The sequence below is a fragment of the Plebeiibacterium sediminum genome, from assembly GCF_026013605.1.
GTDB lineage: Bacteria > Bacteroidota > Bacteroidia > Bacteroidales > Marinilabiliaceae > Saccharicrinis > Saccharicrinis sediminus.
Map to the genome: position 1 here is coordinate 1 of NZ_JAPDPJ010000001.1, position 21132 is coordinate 21132.

General features: G+C 35.0%; 18 protein-coding genes. 9 read left to right on the forward strand and 9 right to left on the reverse strand.

Annotated elements, in window-relative coordinates; translation table 11 throughout:
* Together OM075_RS00005 and OM075_RS00010 are read right to left on the reverse strand one after the other, a co-directional pair.
* A partial coding sequence (locus tag OM075_RS00005; RefSeq protein ID WP_301188393.1) for a transketolase occupies positions 1-707 on the reverse strand: 707 nt, incomplete at its 3' end.
* A gap of 306 nt (positions 708-1013) precedes the next feature.
* Entirely contained in the window at positions 1014-4037 is a 3024-nt protein-coding gene (locus OM075_RS00010) for a basic secretory protein-like protein (RefSeq protein WP_301188394.1), read from the reverse strand.
* Between the two features lie 235 nt (positions 4038-4272).
* Here OM075_RS00010 and dnaE point away from each other — a divergent pair, with 235 nt between their 5' ends.
* The 5 genes from dnaE (at position 4273) to OM075_RS00035 (ending at position 10751) form a co-directional block, all read left to right on the forward strand.
* Positions 4273-8667 (forward strand): DNA polymerase III subunit alpha, encoded by a 4395-nt coding sequence (gene dnaE, locus OM075_RS00015; RefSeq protein ID WP_301188395.1) that lies wholly within the window; start codon positions 4273-4275, stop codon positions 8665-8667.
* 148 nt (positions 8668-8815) lie between these two features.
* Positions 8816-9133 (forward strand): thioredoxin, encoded by a 318-nt coding sequence (gene trxA, locus OM075_RS00020; RefSeq protein WP_301188396.1) that lies wholly within the window; start codon positions 8816-8818, stop codon positions 9131-9133.
* A 198-nt stretch (positions 9134-9331) separates the two neighbouring features.
* The gene (locus OM075_RS00025) at positions 9332-9763 is read left to right on the forward strand and encodes a hypothetical protein (RefSeq protein WP_301188397.1); all 432 of its coding nucleotides are present in this window, start codon (positions 9332-9334) and stop codon (positions 9761-9763) included.
* A 111-nt stretch (positions 9764-9874) separates the two neighbouring features.
* On the forward strand, positions 9875-10348 hold the full coding sequence (greA, locus tag OM075_RS00030) for a transcription elongation factor GreA (protein ID WP_301188398.1): 474 nt from the start codon (positions 9875-9877) through the stop codon (positions 10346-10348).
* Positions 10349-10358: 10 nt separating this feature from the next.
* Positions 10359-10751, forward strand: coding sequence for an HIT family protein (locus OM075_RS00035; RefSeq protein WP_301188399.1), 393 nt, complete (start codon positions 10359-10361; stop codon positions 10749-10751).
* A gap of 7 nt (positions 10752-10758) precedes the next feature.
* Here the strand turns inward: OM075_RS00035 and ruvC are convergent, their stop codons facing one another.
* The 5 genes from ruvC to rplU form a co-directional block, all read right to left on the reverse strand.
* On the reverse strand, positions 10759-11313 hold the full coding sequence (gene ruvC, locus OM075_RS00040) for a crossover junction endodeoxyribonuclease RuvC (RefSeq protein ID WP_301188400.1): 555 nt from the start codon (positions 11311-11313) through the stop codon (positions 10759-10761).
* A complete protein-coding gene (locus OM075_RS00045; protein WP_301188401.1) occupies positions 11314-11613 on the reverse strand; it encodes a DUF4286 family protein in 300 nt (99 codons plus the stop codon).
* Positions 11614-11690: 77 nt separating this feature from the next.
* Complete coding sequence (serS, locus tag OM075_RS00050; RefSeq protein WP_301188402.1) at positions 11691-12965, reverse strand: serine--tRNA ligase; 1275 nt, start codon at positions 12963-12965, stop codon at positions 11691-11693.
* 103 nt (positions 12966-13068) lie between these two features.
* Entirely contained in the window at positions 13069-13332 is a 264-nt protein-coding gene (gene rpmA / locus OM075_RS00055; protein WP_301188403.1) for a 50S ribosomal protein L27, read from the reverse strand.
* 19 nt (positions 13333-13351) lie between these two features.
* Positions 13352-13666 (reverse strand): 50S ribosomal protein L21, encoded by a 315-nt coding sequence (gene rplU, locus OM075_RS00060; protein WP_301188404.1) that lies wholly within the window; start codon positions 13664-13666, stop codon positions 13352-13354.
* 337 nt (positions 13667-14003) lie between these two features.
* Here rplU and OM075_RS00065 point away from each other — a divergent pair, with 337 nt between their 5' ends.
* The 4 genes from OM075_RS00065 (at position 14004) to OM075_RS00080 (ending at position 17932) form a co-directional block, all read left to right on the forward strand.
* Positions 14004-14597 (forward strand): bifunctional nuclease family protein, encoded by a 594-nt coding sequence (locus OM075_RS00065; protein ID WP_301188405.1) that lies wholly within the window; start codon positions 14004-14006, stop codon positions 14595-14597.
* A gap of 59 nt (positions 14598-14656) precedes the next feature.
* Positions 14657-16048, forward strand: a complete 1392-nt coding sequence (locus OM075_RS00070; RefSeq protein ID WP_301188406.1) for a NupC/NupG family nucleoside CNT transporter — start codon at positions 14657-14659, stop codon at positions 16046-16048.
* A 79-nt stretch (positions 16049-16127) separates the two neighbouring features.
* Positions 16128-17159, forward strand: coding sequence for a DUF4097 family beta strand repeat-containing protein (locus tag OM075_RS00075; protein WP_301188407.1), 1032 nt, complete (start codon positions 16128-16130; stop codon positions 17157-17159).
* A 110-nt stretch (positions 17160-17269) separates the two neighbouring features.
* A complete protein-coding gene (locus tag OM075_RS00080) occupies positions 17270-17932 on the forward strand; it encodes a hypothetical protein (protein ID WP_301188408.1) in 663 nt (220 codons plus the stop codon).
* 41 nt (positions 17933-17973) lie between these two features.
* Here the strand turns inward: OM075_RS00080 and OM075_RS00085 are convergent, their stop codons facing one another.
* The gene (locus OM075_RS00085; RefSeq protein ID WP_301188409.1) at positions 17974-18516 is read right to left on the reverse strand and encodes a shikimate kinase; all 543 of its coding nucleotides are present in this window, start codon (positions 18514-18516) and stop codon (positions 17974-17976) included.
* Complete coding sequence (locus OM075_RS00090) at positions 18488-21124, reverse strand: DNA gyrase/topoisomerase IV subunit A (protein WP_301188410.1); 2637 nt, start codon at positions 21122-21124, stop codon at positions 18488-18490. Before OM075_RS00090 ends, OM075_RS00085 begins: the two co-directional genes overlap by 29 nt.
* Positions 21125-21132 lie beyond the last annotated feature (8 nt).

Genomic DNA, 21132 nt, shown 5'->3' on the forward strand with positions numbered 1-21132 from the left:
AAGAAAGGTTTTTCTGTTTCAGCTTTGGCTGCATCAAGAGCTTTACGGATTTCGTCAGCGTTATTTCCATCAATGGTCATAACTGCCCATCCCCAAGCTTCATATTTTTTAGCAGTATCCTCAATTGTTACTGCGTCTGTTTTGGTCGATAACTGAATGTCGTTTGAATCGTAAAACATAATAAGGTTATTCAAACCTAAATAACCTGCAATACGACCAGCACCCTGAGAAATTTCTTCCTGAACACCACCATCAGAAATGAATGTATAAATATCATGAGACATCCAATCTCCGAATCTTGCTTGTAAGAATTTCTCCGCAATTGCAGCTCCAACAGCCATTGTGTGACCTTGTCCTAATGGACCTGAAGTATTTTCAACGCCTCTTGCAAAATCCACTTCAGGGTGTCCTGGGGTTGGACTTCCCCACTGACGAAAGCTTGCACATTCCTCCATTGTGTAAGCTCCTGTAAGTGCTAATTGCGCATATAACATTGGCGACATATGACCTGGATCAAGAAAGAAACGGTCTCTGTTTACCCAAGTCCTATCACTAGGATCATAGTTAAGGTACTCTGAAAAAAGAATGTTAATAAAATCGGCACCGCCCATGGCACCTCCTGGGTGTCCTGAATTTGCTTTTTCAACCATTGCAGCCGCAAGTAATCTTACGTTATCAGCTGCTCTGTTCACTGTTACGTTACTCATTTTTAAAAAATAATTTTTTGGGTTTAACTCTTTAACAACATGCTTTTTCCCCTATGATCCATTTGTTAAAAAACATGACAAAGGTAAGTTTTTTTTAGAATTGCTTAGCATTTTTATAAATGAACCTACTTAAAAAAGAACTACTCAACTTAGACTCCAATAGTCTTTTCCAAATATTATTATCTAAATATTTATTTATGAATAAATAGATTCTCTATAAGATATAAAGCATAATCTCATTTGGCTCCAAAGTAAAAATGTATAACAATAGTTTACAAATTACTGACTCAATTAGGGCAATATTCCTTACCAACCAGCCAAAATATTCACACCGAAATTACCATTATGAAATTTTCCCTGATGGATTGGAAAAGCATAATAGGGCTCAATAATAATGGCTCCAAGTAAATTAAATCGCAGGGCTAATCCAGAACTCATAATTGGTATTCGCTCTGATTTTGAATTGGAAGTAAAACTAAAAACAGGAGAAGAAGTTTCATCCCAGGTAATTCCCGCATCATAAAAAATAGCTAGCTCGGAGAAAAATATCTGAGAATGAATCCATGCATAATTTTTAGGTCCTGAAAACGGAATTCGCCACTCCAAATTACTTACAATTGCCTTAGATCCCCATAACTGATTAGCCGATATCTTACCATCTGCTTCTTCACCAAAGAAACTACCAGCCTCATATCCTCTGATATACCAGGGATAACCAATATACAAATCATATAGCCTGTGATCATCACTACCACTTCCATAACGACCGTAATGATACATCCTTAAAGCAAAAGTATAAGGCTTTAGCCTAAAATACTTTCTAAAATCAAAAAGCAAGGTATTCATATCTAAACCACTCAAATACCTTTCATAGGCCAATCGTATTCTTTTTCCTTCTATTGGTGAAGCCAAACCAAACTTGGAATTATCTATTACATATGCAAAGTCAATTATACCAACAGCAAAAGGTGAAGGAGAATCAACTACCTTCCTGTTTTGATTTGATATGGAGTAGTAATAGTTAAAGTTTTCTACTTTCTCGGTTCGATAACTATAATTGGCAGCAGATATACCAGCTTCAACCCGGTGTGATTTATTAATTGGATAATATCCAAAAAAAGTGAGCTTATCAATAAAGGTTCGTCTAAAATAATAAGACAAATATTCCTCTCCTGACTCTAAATCTTCTTCTATATCTAAATAACCAGTTTGATAGGGTATATGTGAAATACTTACTCCCAACTTAAGTGGTCGTTTTTTATTAATATAAGCAACCTGACCTCCAAAATCATAAATTTCACCATTTATACTAACCCCGGAATACAGCATATGGTCTCCTAAAATATCACTAAATCGGGCCTCAACACTACCTGCCATTCCTGCACCATATCTACTTGTCATTACTCCCATTGAGGTATTCCCGATATAATCTAATTTAAACCTTGCTTTTACAGGTTCTGTATAAAAACTATCCTGCTCTTCTGAAATTACTACGTTGGTTGCCAGAAGATTTTGATCTACCATTGAAGGATATTTGGAATAGGGCATCAACCTGGATGCATACATATCAACTTTTCGATCTTTAACTTCAACCGCAGTTTTTTGAATTTGATTAATATTGGCGCGTATTATTGAGAATTCCCCTTCCCAAAGCATATTATAGAACAACTCATTTTTAGAAATATTTAATGCAGGAGCTAGTGGCGTGATTCCTGTTATTCCTGTCGGATAAAAAGTTAATTGCTCTATGTTGTTTTTTCTTATATCAAACAGGTACAAATTTCTGGTTCCATCTCTGTCAGATAAGAAGAAAACTCTGGATGCATCGTTAGCAACTACCGGATTGACATTTTGTGCACCAGAAAAGGTAGAAAAAACCGTTTTCTTCAGAGAATTAAGATGAAGCTTAGCAATATTGTATGCTGTATTTGTATAACGATCCTGCAATGGATCCGGAGCATCAGTGACATAATAAATTTCATCGCCATTTTTATCCCATGAAGGTTGCAAATTACAAAATGAATCATTGGTTATATTCTGTAATTCATCATTATCTATATTGAATAAATAAAGATCAGATACGCCTTGTTTTAACCCTGTAAACGCAATTATATTATCTTTTGGCGACCAGGCTGGATAGCTCATAGCATCAACTTCCTGAATTTTGATCTCTCTAACTATTTTTCCCTTTTCAACATTAAAAATTATTAATGCACTTACACCCTTAACATACGCCATATATGCAAAGAACTTTCCATCAGGCGACCAGGTTCCAGAAGTTTCCATATAATTAATATCATCCACCCGATCACTTTTTGTTGAAGTATAAAGTTTTTTAATCACGGTACCTGATTTTGCATCAGCCAAATAAAGATCTAAACTAAAGAGATCACGTTCCGATAAAAATATCAACCTATTACCATCAGGACTGACAGATGGTGCCAAATTATATCTACCACTATTCTTTCTCGACAAAATTCGATCACCATGAATTGAGAATGTGGAATCATTGATGTTTTTTAACAGATGATTAGATAATGTTTCTTTCCATTCCACAGATAAAGAATCCATTGAAATATAGAGTACATCAGCAATCGCTCTGTCTACTCCCTTATTCGCTGTTTCCAAAAACAATCTAGACACATACTGTTCGCCATATGTATTTGATATATAACTCCAAAATGTCTGACCAAAGCGATATGGCGAATATCTCAAATCTGTTGTCAAAACTATTAATGATGGGAACTTTTGATGAATCAATGCGTCTCTCATCCATAAAACAGTATGACTATCCGTATTTCCAACCGATAAATACTCTGCCATTCCTTCAATCATCCATAAAGGAATATTTTGAACGGCTGAAATGCCCATAGCTGACTTTTTCTGGAGTAAATCATACTGAAAAGCATGTACCATTTCATGTCCTAATACGTGGCTGGTTTGTTGTTTAGAGTAGCTAACCGGCATAATAATCCGCTTTTTAAATCCTTCCGTTACACCTCCGGTTCCAATTCCAATATATCCGTGAATGGCATTTGTTTGTTGAAAATCAGCATGACTTGTATATAGAATCAGTGGATTTCTGACAATAAAAGTATCCATCAAAATTTGTTGATGATAGCCATACCACTGTTCAGTTTTTAGAGCTATTGCTTTAATTAAAGTATCAGTTGTGTTATAATGATAAATTTCAAAATGAGGAGTTTTATACAATTCAAAATCAAATTGTTTATATGATGGTTTATTTTGTCCAAAATATTGAGCAGTAACATTGCTAAAGCTTGAACAAAGCAGAAAAAACAATATATATTTTAACCATCTGAATTGCATACGAAAACCAATATACTTTTATTCAAGTTACAAACGCAAAGGTTTATACGCAAATAATTCAATAGAGTTCATCCATTTAAATACATGCATACCTCTAACACACAGTACCCTTGATTAACATTCAGAAAAATTAACCTGAATCCTATCAAAATCTACTTCCTATTCTCCCTCAAATCTTTAACTTTGTAGGTCTGCAATGCAGCAATAAGATACACACTTATATATTTGATTTACAATGTTTTTAGTATTTGATACCGAAACTACCGGACTACCCCAAAAGTGGAATGCCCCTCTTACTGACACCGACAACTGGCCAAGAATGGTTCAGTTAGCATGGCAATGTCATGATATAGAAGGGAACTTTCTTTTTGCCAAAAACCATGTAATCACTCCTGATGGTTATACTATTCCTGAAGATGTAGTTGCAGTACACGGTATCACTACTGAAATAGCCCACGAAAAAGGAATCCCTTTAAAGGAAGCTTTAGAGGATTTTATGGAGGATGTTAAAAACAGCAAGTTTATCATCGGTCATAATGTAACATTCGATATCAATATTGTGGGATGTGAGCTCATTCGCTGCGAAATGGATGAACAAGCATTGGTAAAAGCACCAATGCTGGATACGATGACCGGCAGTAAGGAGTTTTGTGGTTTGACCAGAGGTGGGAGATTAAAAAATCCAACATTAACTGAGCTACACATCAAGCTTTTTAAGGTCCCATTTGAAGAAGCGCATAATGCAGCTGCCGATGTAGAATCAACTACTCGCTGTTTTTTGGAATTAATTCGTGTTGGTGGCTTTCCTCCCAATATGCTCAAAATGACAGAGGAGGAGATTCAGGCATTCCGCTTAAATAATCCATCAGTTATTGAGCCAGTTGGAATTGAGTTTGAATCTTTTAAAGTTGAGGTTTTTGATGATATTCCGCTTGAAGAAGAAGAAAGAATCATAAAGGAGGCTGCTAAAAATGCCAAAACTTTGCCCTTTGTTCATCTGCATGTACATACTCAATATTCAATTTTAGATGGGGCCAATAAAACAGGAAATATTGCAGCTAAAGCCAAGGAAGACGGTCAACCAGCCGTTGCAATTACCGATCACGGTAGTATGTTTGGTGTAAAAGAGTTTCATGTAGCTTGCAAAAAAAATGAAGTAAAACCCATTATTGGTGTTGAAGCTTATGTAGCTCAGCGCGGTCATTTGCGTAAAGATGATAAAACAGATTCATCAGGACACCACCTTATTTTATTGGCAAAAAATTATACGGGTTATCAAAATCTACTTAAACTGACTTCTATTGCACACACAGATGGTTTTTACTATAAACCACGTATTGACAAGGAGTTACTGGAAAAATACAATGAGGGTGTAATCGCTTTGAGTGCCTGCCTTGGTGGTGAAGTATCTCAACATATTATGCAGGGAAATCTGGATAAAGCCAAAGAAACTGTATCCTGGTACAAAGACGTTTTTGGTGAAGATTATTACCTTGAAATGATGCGACATATTAATAACGATCCCGTTTTACGTCGTGACACCTGGCAAAATCAGGCTAAGGTAAACAGAGTTTTGTTGAAATTAAGCAGAGAATTGGGAGTAAAAGTTGTGGCCACCAATGATACACACTTTACCAATGAAGAAGATGCAGAAGCACATGATATGTTGGTATGTTTAAGTACAGGACGAGATTATACCGACCCAACCCGTATGCGATATTCTAAGCAAGAATGGTTTAAAACTTGTGAAGAAATGAGCAAGCTGTTTGCTGATATTCCTGAAGCATTGGAGAGTACAATCGAAATTGCTAATAAAGTGGAATTTTTCGAGCTGGACAGTGATCCTATTATGCCTCCGTTTAGTATTCCTGAAGACTTTGGAACCTTTGAAGGCTATAAAGCAAAATTTACAGAGGAGGACTTAATCAATGAATTTGGGGAAGACAGATACAATAAATTAGGTGGATATGATAAAGTACTTCAAATTAAGCTTGAAGCTGATTATCTTGAGCACCTGACATACGAGGGTGTTAAGTTTAGATATCCGGATAATTTTACAGATGACAAAAAAGAACGTATCGACTTTGAACTACAAACCATCAAAACGATGGGTTTCCCTGGGTACTTCCTTATTGTTCAGGATTTTATTAACTGGGCAAAAGATAATGGTGTATTAGTAGGACCAGGAAGGGGTTCGGCAGCAGGAGCTGCAGTAGCATACTGTATTAAGATTACCGATGTAGACCCAATTAAATACGATTTACTATTTGAACGTTTCTTAAATCCTGATCGTATATCCATGCCCGATGTCGATATCGACTTTGATGATGATGGCCGCCAGGAAGTTTTAGATTATGTAACACATAAATATGGACATGAGAAAGTAGCCCATATCTGTACCTTTGGTACTATGGCTACAAAAAGTTCCATTAAAGACGTAGCCAGAGTGCTTAAACTTGATCTCTCTGAAGCTAACCGACTCGCAAAAATGGTTCCTGAAGCTCCCAAAATGAACTTCAAAAAAGCCTTTAAAGAAGTTCCGGAATTAGAATTGGAAAAAAATTCTCCAAACCCACTAATTGCACAGACCATGAAATTTGCTGAGGCTTTAGAAGGGGCTGTGAGACAAACAGGAGTTCATGCTTGTGGTGTTTTAATTGGGAAAAACCCGCTTGATCAACACCTCCCTGTCATGCCAACCAAAGGAGAGGAACTACTTACAACTCAATATGATGGTAGATTTGTAGAAGATATTGGTCTTTTAAAAATGGACTTCCTTGGATTAAAAACTTTATCCATTTTTAAAGAAGTTTTAAGCAACATCAAATTATCAAAGGGAATTGATGTTGATCTTGCTAAGATTCCATTGAATGATGAAACTGCCTTTCAACTCTTCGGTAATGGTGAAACAACTGCGGTATTCCAGTTTGAATCCCCAGGTATGAAAAAGCACCTTAGAGCGCTGCAACCAAACCGATTTGAAGACCTTGTGGCCATGAATGCCCTGTATCGACCGGGTCCGATGGAATACATCCCTTCGTTTATTGAACGTAAACACGGAAGAGAAGAGATCAAATACGACCATCCGATGATGGAACCTTATTTGAAAGACACCTATGGTATCACCGTATATCAGGAGCAGGTGATGCTTCAGTCGAGAGCACTTGGCGGATTTACCCGAGGTGACTCTGACTCCCTTCGTAAAGCAATGGGTAAGAAAATAATGGCCATGATGGATAAACTTAAAGCAAAGTTTATTGATGGTTGTTTGGGTAGTGAAGAGTTTGTTCAGGCATGTAAGGATGGTAAAACCACCATTGCTAAACCAGAAGATCTGATTGAAAAAATCTGGAGTGACTGGGAAGCGTTTGCCAGTTATGCTTTTAACAAATCGCACTCTGTATGCTATGCCTATGTTGCCTACCAATCAGGATATTTAAAGGCGCATTACCCAGCGGAATTTATGGCAGGTGTACTAAGTCGTAACTTAAGTGACATCACCAAGATTACCACTTTTATGGAAGAGTGTAAAAGGATGGGAATGGAGGTTCTTGGACCTGATGTTAATGAAAGTTACCGAAAGTTTACTGTAAATAAGAAAGGTGAAATTCGTTTTGGAATGGCCGGTGTTAAGGGTGTTGGAGCCGGAGCCGTTGAAGAAATCATCAGAATTCGGGACAAGGACGGCCCTTATAAAGACATTTATGATTTTGTTGAGAGAGTTAACTTACAAACCGTAAATAAAAAGAACCTTGAAGCCCTTGCTGCTGCAGGAGGATTTGATGGTTTTCACCAATTGCACAGAGCTCAGTATTTTACTTCCCATCCAGGAGAAGAGACCACATTTATTGAAAATTTAATTCGCTACGGTAACCTTTATCAAAACGACAAAGCCAATAGTGCCAATTCATTATTTGGCGCTGTGGACGCAGGTGCTGCAATAACAAAACCAGCACCTCCAAATTGCGAAGAATTCTCAATACTTGAAAAATTAAATAGAGAAAAAGATTTAATTGGAATTTATTTATCAGCTCATCCCTTAGATGTTTACAAACTGGAGATTAATCACTTCTGTAATACGAAAATTGCAGATCTTTCAGACCTTGAAAAAATGAAAGGCCGTGACATAACAATTGGAGGAATGGTTACTGCATCCAGATCGGGTACCACAAAAAAAGGAAATCCATACGGAATTATGACGCTTCAGGATTATTCCGGATCATACGAATTTGCATTTTTCGGACGTGATTATCCGGAATTTGCCAGATACCTTGTTGAAGGATATTACATCATGGCACGAGGTAAAATTCAGGAAAAACAATGGACCAAAGATGGAGAGCTCGAAGTAAAAATTAATAAAATTGAGATGCTTGATGGCATAAGAGAATCTAAAGTTTCAGGCATAAATATATCTGTACCATTACAAAGTATTGATGAAGAATTAATCACTGAACTTGCATCTTTAACAGAAGAAGATGATGGTAATGTTGCTTTACGTTTTTCAATTTACGACAAGGAAGATAAACATAATAAAGCACAGTTTTTAGCCAGGTCATCAAAGATAAAATTAACCGATGAAATTGTAGATTATCTTGATAATCATCCTGAAATATCGTTTACACTATCTTAAAACTTTATAATAAGATGTTCAAAACTATCAACTTTAAATTATAGGCATATCTAAAAAAATGAATATATTTGGAATGACACAAAGTAATTTTTTACTTTTGTAATACATGAAAAAATTAAATTTAAATATAAACTTATAACATTATATTATGACTATAGATGTAACAGATGCAACTTTTGAAGAAGTTGTATTAAATTCAGACAAACCGGTATTAGTAGATTTTTGGGCTGAGTGGTGTGGGCCATGTAGAATGGTTACTCCTATTGTTAAAGAATTAGCAGAAGAGTATGGTGATAAAGCCGTAATTACTAAAATGGATGTAGATAGCAATCCGGGAACATCTGTAAAATTTGGAATCAGAAATATTCCAACTATCCTTTTCTTCAAAAACGGAGAAATTGTTGACAAACAAGTTGGGGCAGTACCTAAAACTATTTTAGCTTCAAAATTAGACGCTCTACTATAACAGTAAAATTTTAAAATATTTAAAGAGCAGTGACTTTTGTTCCTGCTCTTTTTTTTAATAGATCAAGCTTAAACACCAAAGGATACCTGGCTAATTAAATATTAATTTAACATCGCATTATCCAACATTTAAATTATTCTTCAGAAATAACTTATTTTAAAGATATTTTTTAACTTTATATTTTTCAAAAGAACATTTATGGATGATTTAGGAAATATATTTTATATTCTTTTTGCGATTGCTGCTGTTATTTTCAACGTGATGAGGAAAGGGAAAAAAGCAAGCCCATCTACACCTCCTCCCGTTGATTACGATAACGACAAGGATCCGTTTGAAGACATGATTCCTAAATTTGAACAGCTATTTAAACCTGAGGAAACTAAAAAGCCTCAGCCTGAATTTATAACCACACCTGTTACTGAAAAAAAAGTTCCAAAAGTTAAACCAAAGCCTGTTATAAGCGACTTTGAAGAAAAAAAGAGACAGCTTCAATCAGTAACAAACCGAATCCAAAAACCAAAAACCAAAGAAGAATCAGAAAAAGTTACTTTTGAAGATACTGAACCTAGTTGGTTTGATGCAAAACAAGCTGTTATTTATTCAGAAATATTAAAACGCCCTGAATTTTAACTCAACACTCGCTGTTTTTTAATAACCACATATTTATTATCTTTGTAACAAAGAGTTCCAAATAAGGGATTCTTTATTTTTTTATATACAAATCATTAAGGAGGAAGAAAGATGTCAAACGTAAGTTATCTTACCGAAGAGGGTTTGAAAAAATTGAAAAAAGAACTTCACCAATTAGAATCGGTAGAAAGACCAAGTATATCAGCACAAATTGCTGAAGCCCGCGACAAGGGTGATTTATCCGAAAATGCAGAATACGATGCAGCTAAGGAAGCACAAGGATTACTTGAGATGAAAATTGCTAAACTAAAAAACATATTAGCAAATTCAAGAATCATTGACGAGTCAAAAATTGACACATCAAAAGTACAGTTACTTAACAAAGTTAAGCTTAAAAACCTTAAGAACAATGCTGTAATGACTTACACATTAGTTCCTGAAAGCGAAGCTAACTTAAAAGAAGGAAAAATTTCCATCAGTACACCTATTGCAAAAGGTTTACTTGGAAAAAAAGTCGGAGATCAGGCTGAGATCACAGTCCCTTCTGGTGTTATGACCTTTGAAATTATTGAAATATCTATTTAAAATTCACAATATGCCAAGCATCTTTTCAAAAATTGTAAAAGGAGAAATTCCTTGTTATAAAATTGCAGAGGATGAGAATTACTTTGCATTTTTAGATATAAATCCACTACAAGAAGGACATACATTAGTAATACCAAAAAAAGAGGTTGATTATATTTTTGATATTGAGGATGAAATTTTGGCAGGAATGATGGTGTTTGCAAAGAAAATTGCATCTGCACTAGACAAAGCAATTCCTTCAAAAAGAGTTGGAGTTGCAGTACTAGGTTTAGAAGTACCTCATGCTCATATTCATCTTATCCCTCTTCAAAATGAAAGTGATATAAACTTCTCAAATCCCAAACTTAAATTTACAACAGAAGAATTTACTGCAATCGCAGACAAAATAAAAAAGGAGCTTTAAGCTCCTTTTATTTTTTAATTCGTCCCGGATTTTTATTCATAAATTCTTTCCAGCTCTTTACGGTATTTTCCTTATTTAAATTATGGTTTTGGAAATAATGACACAGGGCTGCCGCCACACCATCTGTTGCATCCAGATACTTTGGTTCGGTATCAATCTTTAAATATCTTGATAAAAATCCAGCTACCTGCTCTTTACTTGCTCTTCCATTTCCGGTAATAGCCATCTTAATCTTCAACGGAGCATACTCAAAAACCGGTAAATCTCTTGATAATGCAGCCGCCATGGCAACACCTTGCGCCCTGCCCAATTTCAACATGGATTGCACATTTTTACCAAAAAATGGAGCTTCGATCGCTAATTCATCCGGATGATAGTTATCAACCAGTCTTACTACCGTTTCAAATATCTTTTTAAGCTTTAAATAATGATCGGTATACTTTTGTAGCTCCAATACACCCATCGACATTAAAGAAGGCTTATTATTCACAACCTTCAAAATGCCATAACCCATAACATTAGTTCCCGGATCTATACCTAATATAATTCTTTCTTTAACCAATTATAGTGCTTTCAATATTGAACTAAAATACAGTGCCTGCTGGCCAAAATCGGAATGCATTTGCCCTAAAACAATTGGCGATTGACGATTAATCACTTCCAAATCCGTTGGTGTTGATACTTTCCATTGCACAGACACAGTTCGTTCATCTTTATTCTCCGTTGTCATCACTTCATACGTGCCCACTTCGCAACCTGGAACAACATTTTTAATCAATGGCACATAGGTATTCCTCAGCCACTCTTCCCAAATTGCAAACTTTGCCTCTGTAATTACAAATGTTGTATTAAATATAAACATACCTCTAAATTAATAATTTATACAAATAAAAAACCCTGCATAAGCAGGGTTGTATATTAATCTACTGCTAAACAGTGTTACTTTATCATATCAAAACCACAGTATGGAACTAATACCTCTGGTATTTTAATACCCTCTGCAGTCTGATTATTCTCTAATAATGCTGCTAAAATACGAGGCAAAGCAAGTGCACTTCCATTTAAGGTATGAACCAATTCCGGTTTCTTCATGTCTTTACCTTTATAACGACACTTCAATCTGTTGGCCTGGTAATTTTCAAAATTAGATACAGAACTTACTTCCAACCATCTCTCCTGAGCAGCAGAAAATACCTCAAAATCAAATGTTAAAGCTGAAGTAAAACTTATATCACCACCACAAAGTCTTAAGATACGATATGGCAATCCTAATTTATTCACTAAACCTTCAACATGAGCAACCATACCCTCCAAAGCCTCATATGACTTTTCAGGATGCGCTATTTGTACGATCTCCACCTTGTCAAACTGATGCAAACGATTTAAGCCGCGCACATGAGCACCCCATGATCCAGCCTCTCTTCTAAAACAAGGTGTATAAGCCATATTCTTAAATGGCAAATCCTCTTCTTTTACAACCTCATCTCTGTATATATTAGTTACAGGAACTTCAGCTGTTGGAATTAAATATAAGTTATCCGCAGTTGCATGATACATCATTCCTTCCTTATCAGGAAGCTGTCCTGTACCAAAACCAGAATCTTCATTTACAACAATTGGAGGAAGTACTTCATTATAACCGGCTTTTTCGCCTTCATCAAGGAAGAAGTTGATTAACGCACGTTGTAAACGAGCACCTTTTCCTTTATAAACAGGGAAACCAGCACCAGTAATTTTAGTTCCTAACTCAAAGTCGATGATATCATACTTTTTAATTAACTCCCAATGAGGTAATTTATCACCTTCAATTTCTTTTATTACACCACCTTCTTTTACAACCTCATTATCCTCATCACTATTCCCCGCCGGAACTGAAGGATGCGGAAGGTTCGGTAATTTAACTACTTCACTATCTAACTGAGTAGTAATATCATTAAGTACCGCATTCAAATATTTAATGCTATCTTTTAACTCAGCAGTTTTAGCCTTTGCTTCATTGGCTTCCTGAGCTTTACCTTCTTTAAACAGCATTCCTATTTCTTTAGATAAAGCATTCATTTCAGCCTGCAATGTTTCTGCTTCATGCTGAGTAGACTTCCTTTTATTATCTAAAGCAATAATATTTTCTACTATTTCAGTTGCATCAAATCGCTTTACTTTAAGGCGTTTAACAACCTCATCCTTATTCTCTTGTATAAATTTTAGCGTAAGCATTATGCGTTTTTCTTGTTTGTTGATATACGGATAAAAAAAATCTCCTGAATTGTGTTACGAAAGTAACAAAATCAGGAGACTCTTAAAATCTTTCAAGGTCTTTTTATTCAGCAGCAAAAGGCTCTACTGATACATAAGACTTGTCGTTTCTTCTCTTACGAAAAGTAACTGTACCATCAATAAGGGCAAATAAGGTATGATCTTTTCCAATTCCTACATTATCACCTGGATGGTGTTGAGTTCCTCTTTGGCGAACAATGATGTTTCCAGCTTTAGCAGCCTGACCACCAAAAATTTTAACGCCTAATCGTTTACTTTCGGATTCTCTACCGTTTTTCGAACTACCGACTCCTTTTTTATGTGCCATCTTATTCTAATTTTTTTAATTATCCAACTAAAATATCTTCAATTTGAATTTGAGAAAATTGTTGACGGTGACCATTTTTCTTCTTGTAACCTTTTCTTCTTTTCTTTTTGAAAACAATTACTTTATCACCCTTAACATGAGAAAGAACTTTAGCAGTTACTTTCGCACCTTCAACAACAGGAGCGCCTACTTTAACTTCTCCTTCATTGTCAATCAACATTACTTTGTCAAATTCAACAGCAGCTCCTTCTTCTGAAGCTAAACGATGTACATAAATCTTGCTGTCTTTTTCTACTTTAAACTGTTGTCCTGCAATATCTACAATCGCGTACATAACAATTATTTTAAAATTTTATCCAGGAGGCGGACTTTCGCTCTCATTTCCAGTCACTTTACCAGGCCTCTCAAGAAATATCGGAGTGCAAAATTATAAAATAATTCTAATCTCACAAAAAATTAATTGTTAATTCAATGAATTTCAATACAATTATAATAAAAACACACTATATAAACCTATCCTTAAAATTATGTTAGAACATTTTCAAATTGCCAATGTTCCTTAGGTATTATAACAGATAATGAGATTATTTATCGGGTGATGTTTAAAACAATTTGTTATATTTGTTTTATTATAGAAATATATACCATACTTCGAAACACGAAGAAACTTTATGAGCAAAAAAAAGATTAAACTTAATATATTAGGTCTGTCTTATAGTCAAACTCAATCTGGTGCATATGCATTAGTACTTGCAGAAGAAGAGGGCGAAAGAAGAATACCGATCATTATTGGTGGTGTAGAAGCACAATCCATTGCCATTAAACTTGAAGGACTTGAACCCCCCAGGCCTCTTACGCATGATCTGTTCTTAAACTTCTCCAGAGCTTTTGATATTGAAATTATTGAAGTTATTATTTATAAACTTGAAGAAGGCATTTTCTACTCTGAATTAGTTTGCATTAAAGACGGTCAAGAACTTAGAATTGATTCAAGAACATCGGATGCAGTAGCTCTTTCATTAAGATTCAACTGTCCTATTTACACGTACGAATCTATCATTAAATCGGCTGGAATAGTTTTAGATGTTAATGCTGAGCAAGAAACCGAAGTTAGTGAGAGTAATGTTCAAGAAAATTCTGAAGGTAAATACTCAGATTTATCTATTGATGAATTAAATAAAATGCTTGAAAACGCTATTGGTAAAGAAGATTACGAAAAAGCTTCTGAAATCAGAGACGAAATAAAAAAAAGATCCAATCCCTAAATCCCTGAAAATTAAAATTCACCTGGTCAACAAAAACAAACATCACATTTAATAATTTCATGGTAAAAAAAATAATACCTGCCATTGTCATTTTACTATTTACAATGGCTCAACCTACATGGGCTAATTCTGTTATTGATTACACCCAGGGTGCTGGTGTGTCAACTATGGGCATCTTTAGGGGCATTTTAGGAATGGCTGTTGTTATTGGATTAGCATATCTGGCAAGCATCAATAAAAAAGCAATTGACTGGAAAGTTGTTATTGGAGGATTAGGTATGCAACTGGTTTTAGCGGTTTGCGTTCTTTACATTCCATTTGTGCAAAACGTATTTGAGTTTTTCGGAAAACTATTTACTCTGGTCCTTGACTTCACCAAAGTTGGAACCGAATTTTTAGTTGGAGATTTTCTTGACACATCCAAGTTTGGATACATCTTTATGTTTCAGATTTTGCCTACCATTATATTTTTCTCTGCACTTACCAGTGTATTATTCTATTTAGGTGTGATACAAAAAGTAGTTTGGGCATTGGCATGGCTTCTTACAAAAACATTAAAATTATCTGGTGCTGAAAGTTTATCCGTTGCTGGTAACATCTTTTTAGGACAAACAGAAGCTCCTTTAATGATTAAAGCTTATTTACCTAAAATGAATCCTTCAGAAATGTTTTTGGTAATGACAGGAGGAATGGCTACTGTTGCCGGAGGAGTTCTTGCTGCATATATTGGTTTTTTAGGTGGAGATGATCCTGCCATGAGACTAATGTTTGCCAAACACCTGTTGACTGCATCTGTAATGGCTGCACCTGGTGCTGTTGTTATATCAAAGATTATTGTTCCTCAAAGAGATAACATTGAATCTGAAGTAAAAATATCAATGGATAAAATAGGAAGCAACATTTTAGATGCGATGAGCAATGGTACAAGCGAAGGATTAAAACTTGCTGCTAATGTTGGAGCCATGCTTCTAGTTTTCTTTGCTTTTATAGCCATGGTAAATTATACATTCACTAAAATTGGTGATTGGACTGCATTAAATGACCTAATTACTCAAGTAACAAATGGACAATACACTCAATTTAATTTAGAATTTATTCTGGGTTATACTATGGCACCATTAATGTGGCTAATTGGGGTGCCTTCTGACGATATATCTCAAGTTGGACAATTATTAGGTGAAAAAATTATTGCCAGCGAATTTGTTGGTTACACCAGCTTAGCTAAAATGAAAGCAGGCCATCTAATTACTCACTCAAAATCAATTATTATGGCTACCTATATGCTTTGTGGTTTTGCCAACTTTGCATCTATTGGAATTCAGATTGGAGGTATTGGAGGCCTTGCTCCTAAAAAGAGAAGCTTCCTTTCAAAATTTGGTATCCGGGCATTAATTGCCGGTACTTTAGCTTCATTGATGTCTGCAACAATTGTAGGTATGATTTTAGGATAATAAAAATATGCAACTATTTTGTAACTAATACTACTTCATAAGCGTCACATCTTTATATAAATTTAAATCCTATACAAAGATGAAAAAGATACTTTCGATGGCGCTTATGGTTTTATTGATGAATAGTTGCATTACTATTGATACCGGTGCCCAAAAAATCACAATCGATCAAATTGAGAAAAACTTTGACAATATAGCCACCATAGATGTAAAAGGTTCATTTTGCAAAGTAGAAGTAGATAGTCACAATTCTTCAAGCATAATCTTTAAAGGCGAAATAAGAAGCAATAAAGAGCGTGACGACATCAAAATAAAATATAAGGTTAATGGAAATACGCTTGAGGTTTGGATTGACAAACCCACATCACTAAGCGGATCTTTTGGTGGAAATTTCAATTTTCTTGTACCCTCAAACACCAATATAAACATAAAAAACTCTTCGGGCAGTATTGATGTTAAAAATATTGGGCAAAGCACAGTTTCTTTAGTTGCCAGTTCAGGGAGTATTACTGCGAACAATATCAATAGTAACATTAAAGCAACAACAAGTTCGGGAAGTATAAAAGCAAAAGATATTACAGGAAGTGTTGATGCTATAAGCTCATCCGGAAGCCATATGATTGAGAACATTGGTGAGAATGTAAAATCAACCTTATCATCAGGAAGTATCAAAATTAGTCAGGTTAAAGGTAATGTTAAGAGTACTTCATCATCAGGTTCGCAATATATAAGCGGAGTTGAAGCCGGAGTTGAAAGTGCTGCCAGTTCAGGCAGTATTAAAATAGAGAATATTACTGGTGATGTATACTCCAAAACAAGCTCTGGAAGTATTAAGCTAAACAACATCAATGGAGCCTTATCACTATTATCTTCAAGTGGCAGTCAGTATGGCACAGGAATAACATTAACCGGCGATTCTTCATTCAAATGTTCCTCAGGCAGCATAAAAATGGAACTTACAAATAAATCTGAAGAACTATCATTTAATTTAATGGCTTCCTCTGGAGGATTAAATGCTAAAGGAACATCTGGTAAGAAGAAGTTAATTATTGACAGAGGTAGTATTCACATTAATGGGATATCATCATCAGGTAGTCAATCCTATCAATAAAACCCTATAAAATCATTCCGAAAGCCGCTATTGATGCGGCTTTTTTTGTTTATTATTTAGGCATATCAGAACAAAATTAATATCTTGTATTCAACCTAAATAATACACTCATGGATTCTTTCGATTATACTATAAATTATCAATTACAATCTGATCTTGATGATGAAAATCCTGACAGATATGCCAATCACTACGAAGCTGAAATACTAGTTTATAAACCTTCCGGAGAATTGTTAAAGATAGGACGGATGTTTTTTAGTATTGTCCTGATTAATCAGATTATAGATCAGAACTACAATATGTTTCATGTATTTAACTCTTCTGTTCCCGTTCTTGATTTCGGTTTGCAATTCATCGATTTTAATGTAAATGAATATAACGAGTATTTTATGAAGCATGCTGATTCAGACATGTATCTGGAAAACTTTTTATTAATAACAGAATATGAATTACTTCCTGCTTTTAGAGGTAAAAACCTTGGAAGTAAAATATTAAAGGATTTATATACCCGGTTTGGTTATGGTATTGGAGCTATATTTATTAACTCTACCCCATTTCAACAAACGAATATGGATAATATAGATCACGATCATTATGAGGATGATGACTTTTTAAAAGCCTTATCTTTCGACGATTCTGAATTTGATGAAGAAACAGCTCAACTGAAAATCAAAGCATTTTTTCAAAGATCAGGATTTAAGTATTTGGTAAAAGATTATTTTTATATCAATACACATTTTCATCAACCTAAACTCATGGCTGCTGATTGGTAAAAAAAAGCTATCAATACCGATAGCTTTTTTTACTTCTGTTATTATTGTTTTTGAATACAGTCTACAAAATCCTTAACTTCCCATACAGTACCATCAGCTATTACCTCTGCCTCTGAATAAAAAGACTCTCTTTCATTCAGTTTTTCTGCAATATATGCAAGAAGCTCTTCGCCACTTTTATTGGCCACCAAAGGGCGTTGCGATTTAGATGAGCGTAAACGATCGTTTAATACTTGTGGGCTCAACTTTAAATAGATCGTTAAACCTGTAGCCTTCATCACTTCCATATTATCAAAAAAGCAAGGTGTACCACCACCAGCTCCAATAATCACCTGATCAAAATCACTTACTTCACGAAGACACTTGGCCTCAATCTCCCTGAAACCATCTTCTCCACTCTCTTCAAAAATCTGAGATATTGTTTTATGGTATTTATGCTCTATAAAATGATCCAGATCTAAAAATGTCCAGTTATCCATAGCATCAGCCACCCATCGTCCCATGGTTGACTTTCCACTACCCATAAATCCTATTAAATAAACCCTCTTAACCATATTAAAATAATGACATTTGGTTTTCATCATCTTCAGGTCCATCATGGTCAATATCATGATCTGCTTCCTCTGGATCTTCAGGTTCTGGTTTAACAATTACAGGTTCAAGTTCATTAATTTTTGACACCTGATAAGTAGTTAATCTTTTACCCCTGGCTTTAAAGCTCTTCACTCCAATAAACTCATCCACCTCAACAATCATTTTATCACGTTCTTTATCTTCTCCTCCAAACTTCACTTCTAACCTTGGATAATCAACAGTTGTTACTCTTACAAGATATGATTTAGAGTTTTCACCAATAAAACTTTGAGGTTTTAGAGATGGCTCTAACTGGAATCTTTTCAAGTAATAGTATTTCTGATCTGCATCGTAATAAGCCACAGACCATACTTTATCCGGATTATATTTTTCTATAAGTAGAATATTATCCTCATAATGATTGGTTAAATCAAAATTGGTGTGATAAAACTCACCCGTTTTTGTAATAACAAGAATCAAATCATCAGCATGGAATTCCCCTAAATAATCCCCCCTGTTTTCAGAGTTAATTCTTAATACATCTTTATCAAACCAAATCTTACGTCCTCCAAGCGTTGAAACTCCTTTTTTTCTTAACGCAACTTTCTGAACTTCATATTTAGTAAGAATATTTCCCATGGCACCACGTCCCTTAATGGCTAAATCAGCCATGTCATAATCAAAAATTAAATTCCTGATTCTTGCTTTTGGACGTAGGATAATTTTAAGTACTTCAGCTTCACCGTTAGGGTTGGCACTAAAATATAATACATCAGAACCTTTAGTTCCTTTTGTTAAATCATAAACTTTATCGCGTGTAGTACCTGTTACTGCAAAACGTTTTACATAAACACTTCCAGCTTTTCCATCACGATAAACCACGTTATAAATAGTGCGTTTATCAGCTTTTTTAAATACAGCAAGGTGAATAATTCCCTTACCAATAAAGGCTTTTTCTGATACTTTTGTAATCAGATATCTTCCATCTTTATAAAAAAGAATAATATCATCAATATCGGAACAATCGCAAACAAATTCATCTTTACGTAGCGAAGTTCCCATAAAACCTTCCTCTCGATTTATATAAAGCTTTTCGTTTTTAACAACAACTTTACTTGCTTCAATATTCTCAAAGCTTCGGATTTCAGTCTGACGAGGAAAATCCTTTCCATACGTCTTTTTAATATGCTTGAAATAATTAATTGAATATGGAATAATATGCTCTAAATTGTATGCAATCTGCTCCATTTCTTCTTCAAGAGAAGCAATATATTCATCTGCTTTATTTGAATCAAAACGTGAAATTCGTTTAATCCTAATTTCGGTAAGCTTAATAATATCATCGCGGGTTACCTCTCTTCTCAGTGTCTTTTTAAATGGATCCAAACCATGATCAATAGTTTGAATAATGGCTTCCATCGTTTCACAATCTTCAATTTTTTGATAGATTTTATTTTCTATAAAAATTCGTTCAAGCGATGCAAAATGCCATGCTTCTTCAAGCTCTCCCCTTCTAATTTCAAGCTCTCTGGTAAGTAGATGAACTGTATGTTCAGTATTTTTTCTTAAAACCTCAGAAACACCAATAAACTTAGGTGTATTATCTTCAATTAAACAACAGTTAGGCGAAATAGAAACCTCGCAATCAGAAAAAGCATAAAGGGCATCAATTGTTTTGTCGGTTGATACACCTGCTGGCAAATGAATTAATATCTCAACATTTTCAGCGGTATTATCATCGATCTTTTTAATCTTAATTTTCCCCTTTTCATTAGCCTTTATTATTGATTCAATAAGGGATGATGTATTTTTTCCATAAGGAATATCCGTAATATTCAGCGTTCTGTTATCTTGCTTTACAATCTTAGCCCTAACTTTAACTGCACCACCTCTAATTCCATCATTATAGCGCGAAACATCAACCATTCCACCTGCAGGAAAATCAGGGAAAATTTCAAAGTCCTTTCCTTCCAGGTGCGCGATAGAGGCATCAATAAGTTCATTAAAGTTATGAGGCAGAATCTTAGATGCCAGTCCCACTGCAATACCTTCAACACCTTGAGCTAATAACAAAGGGAATTTTACAGGCAACGTAATAGGTTCCTTATTACGGCCATCATAACTCATTTTCCAAAGTGTTGTTTTAGGATTAAAAACAACTTCCTGAGCAAATTTAGTTAAACGAGCCTCAATATATCGAGGGGCAGCTGCTCCATCTCCTGTGGCCACATTACCCCAGTTACCCTGAGTGTCAATCAAAAGATTTTTTTGACCTAATTGCACCAAGGCATCTCCAATTGATGCATCCCCGTGAGGGTGAAACTGCATTGTAAAACCTATGATATTGGCTACTTTATTGTAACGACCATCATCCATTCTACGCATTGCATGTAAAATTCTTCGTTGTACAGGCTTTAATCCATCATTAATATGAGGAACTGCACGCTCAAGAATAACATAAGAGGCATAATCCAAAAACCAGCCCTTAAACATACCTCCCAGATGAGATATCTTTACATCAGAGCCTTGATCTTCGGATCTTATACCTTGTTCTGAATTATTGTCTTCAGGATTTAGGTTTGTTTCTTCGTCATTTGGGTTATTAATATCTTCGCTCATGCTTACAA

Coding starts and splice junctions, on each gene's coding strand:
- OM075_RS00010 (WP_301188394.1), bottom strand. CDS start 4,037: ATGCAATTCAGATGGTTAAAATATATATTGTTTTTTCTGCTTTGTTCA.
- dnaE (WP_301188395.1), top strand. CDS start 4,273: ATGTTTTTAGTATTTGATACCGAAACTACCGGACTACCCCAAAAGTGG.
- trxA (WP_301188396.1), top strand. CDS start 8,816: ATGACTATAGATGTAACAGATGCAACTTTTGAAGAAGTTGTATTAAAT.
- OM075_RS00025 (WP_301188397.1), top strand. CDS start 9,332: ATGGATGATTTAGGAAATATATTTTATATTCTTTTTGCGATTGCTGCT.
- greA (WP_301188398.1), top strand. CDS start 9,875: ATGTCAAACGTAAGTTATCTTACCGAAGAGGGTTTGAAAAAATTGAAA.
- OM075_RS00035 (WP_301188399.1), top strand. CDS start 10,359: ATGCCAAGCATCTTTTCAAAAATTGTAAAAGGAGAAATTCCTTGTTAT.
- OM075_RS00045 (WP_301188401.1), bottom strand. CDS start 11,613: ATGTTTATATTTAATACAACATTTGTAATTACAGAGGCAAAGTTTGCA.
- serS (WP_301188402.1), bottom strand. CDS start 12,965: ATGCTTACGCTAAAATTTATACAAGAGAATAAGGATGAGGTTGTTAAA.
- rpmA (WP_301188403.1), bottom strand. CDS start 13,332: ATGGCACATAAAAAAGGAGTCGGTAGTTCGAAAAACGGTAGAGAATCC.
- rplU (WP_301188404.1), bottom strand. CDS start 13,666: ATGTACGCGATTGTAGATATTGCAGGACAACAGTTTAAAGTAGAAAAA.
- OM075_RS00065 (WP_301188405.1), top strand. CDS start 14,004: ATGAGCAAAAAAAAGATTAAACTTAATATATTAGGTCTGTCTTATAGT.
- OM075_RS00070 (WP_301188406.1), top strand. CDS start 14,657: ATGGTAAAAAAAATAATACCTGCCATTGTCATTTTACTATTTACAATG.
- OM075_RS00075 (WP_301188407.1), top strand. CDS start 16,128: ATGAAAAAGATACTTTCGATGGCGCTTATGGTTTTATTGATGAATAGT.
- OM075_RS00080 (WP_301188408.1), top strand. CDS start 17,270: ATGGATTCTTTCGATTATACTATAAATTATCAATTACAATCTGATCTT.
- OM075_RS00085 (WP_301188409.1), bottom strand. CDS start 18,516: ATGATGAAAACCAAATGTCATTATTTTAATATGGTTAAGAGGGTTTAT.
- OM075_RS00090 (WP_301188410.1), bottom strand. CDS start 21,124: ATGAGCGAAGATATTAATAACCCAAATGACGAAGAAACAAACCTAAAT.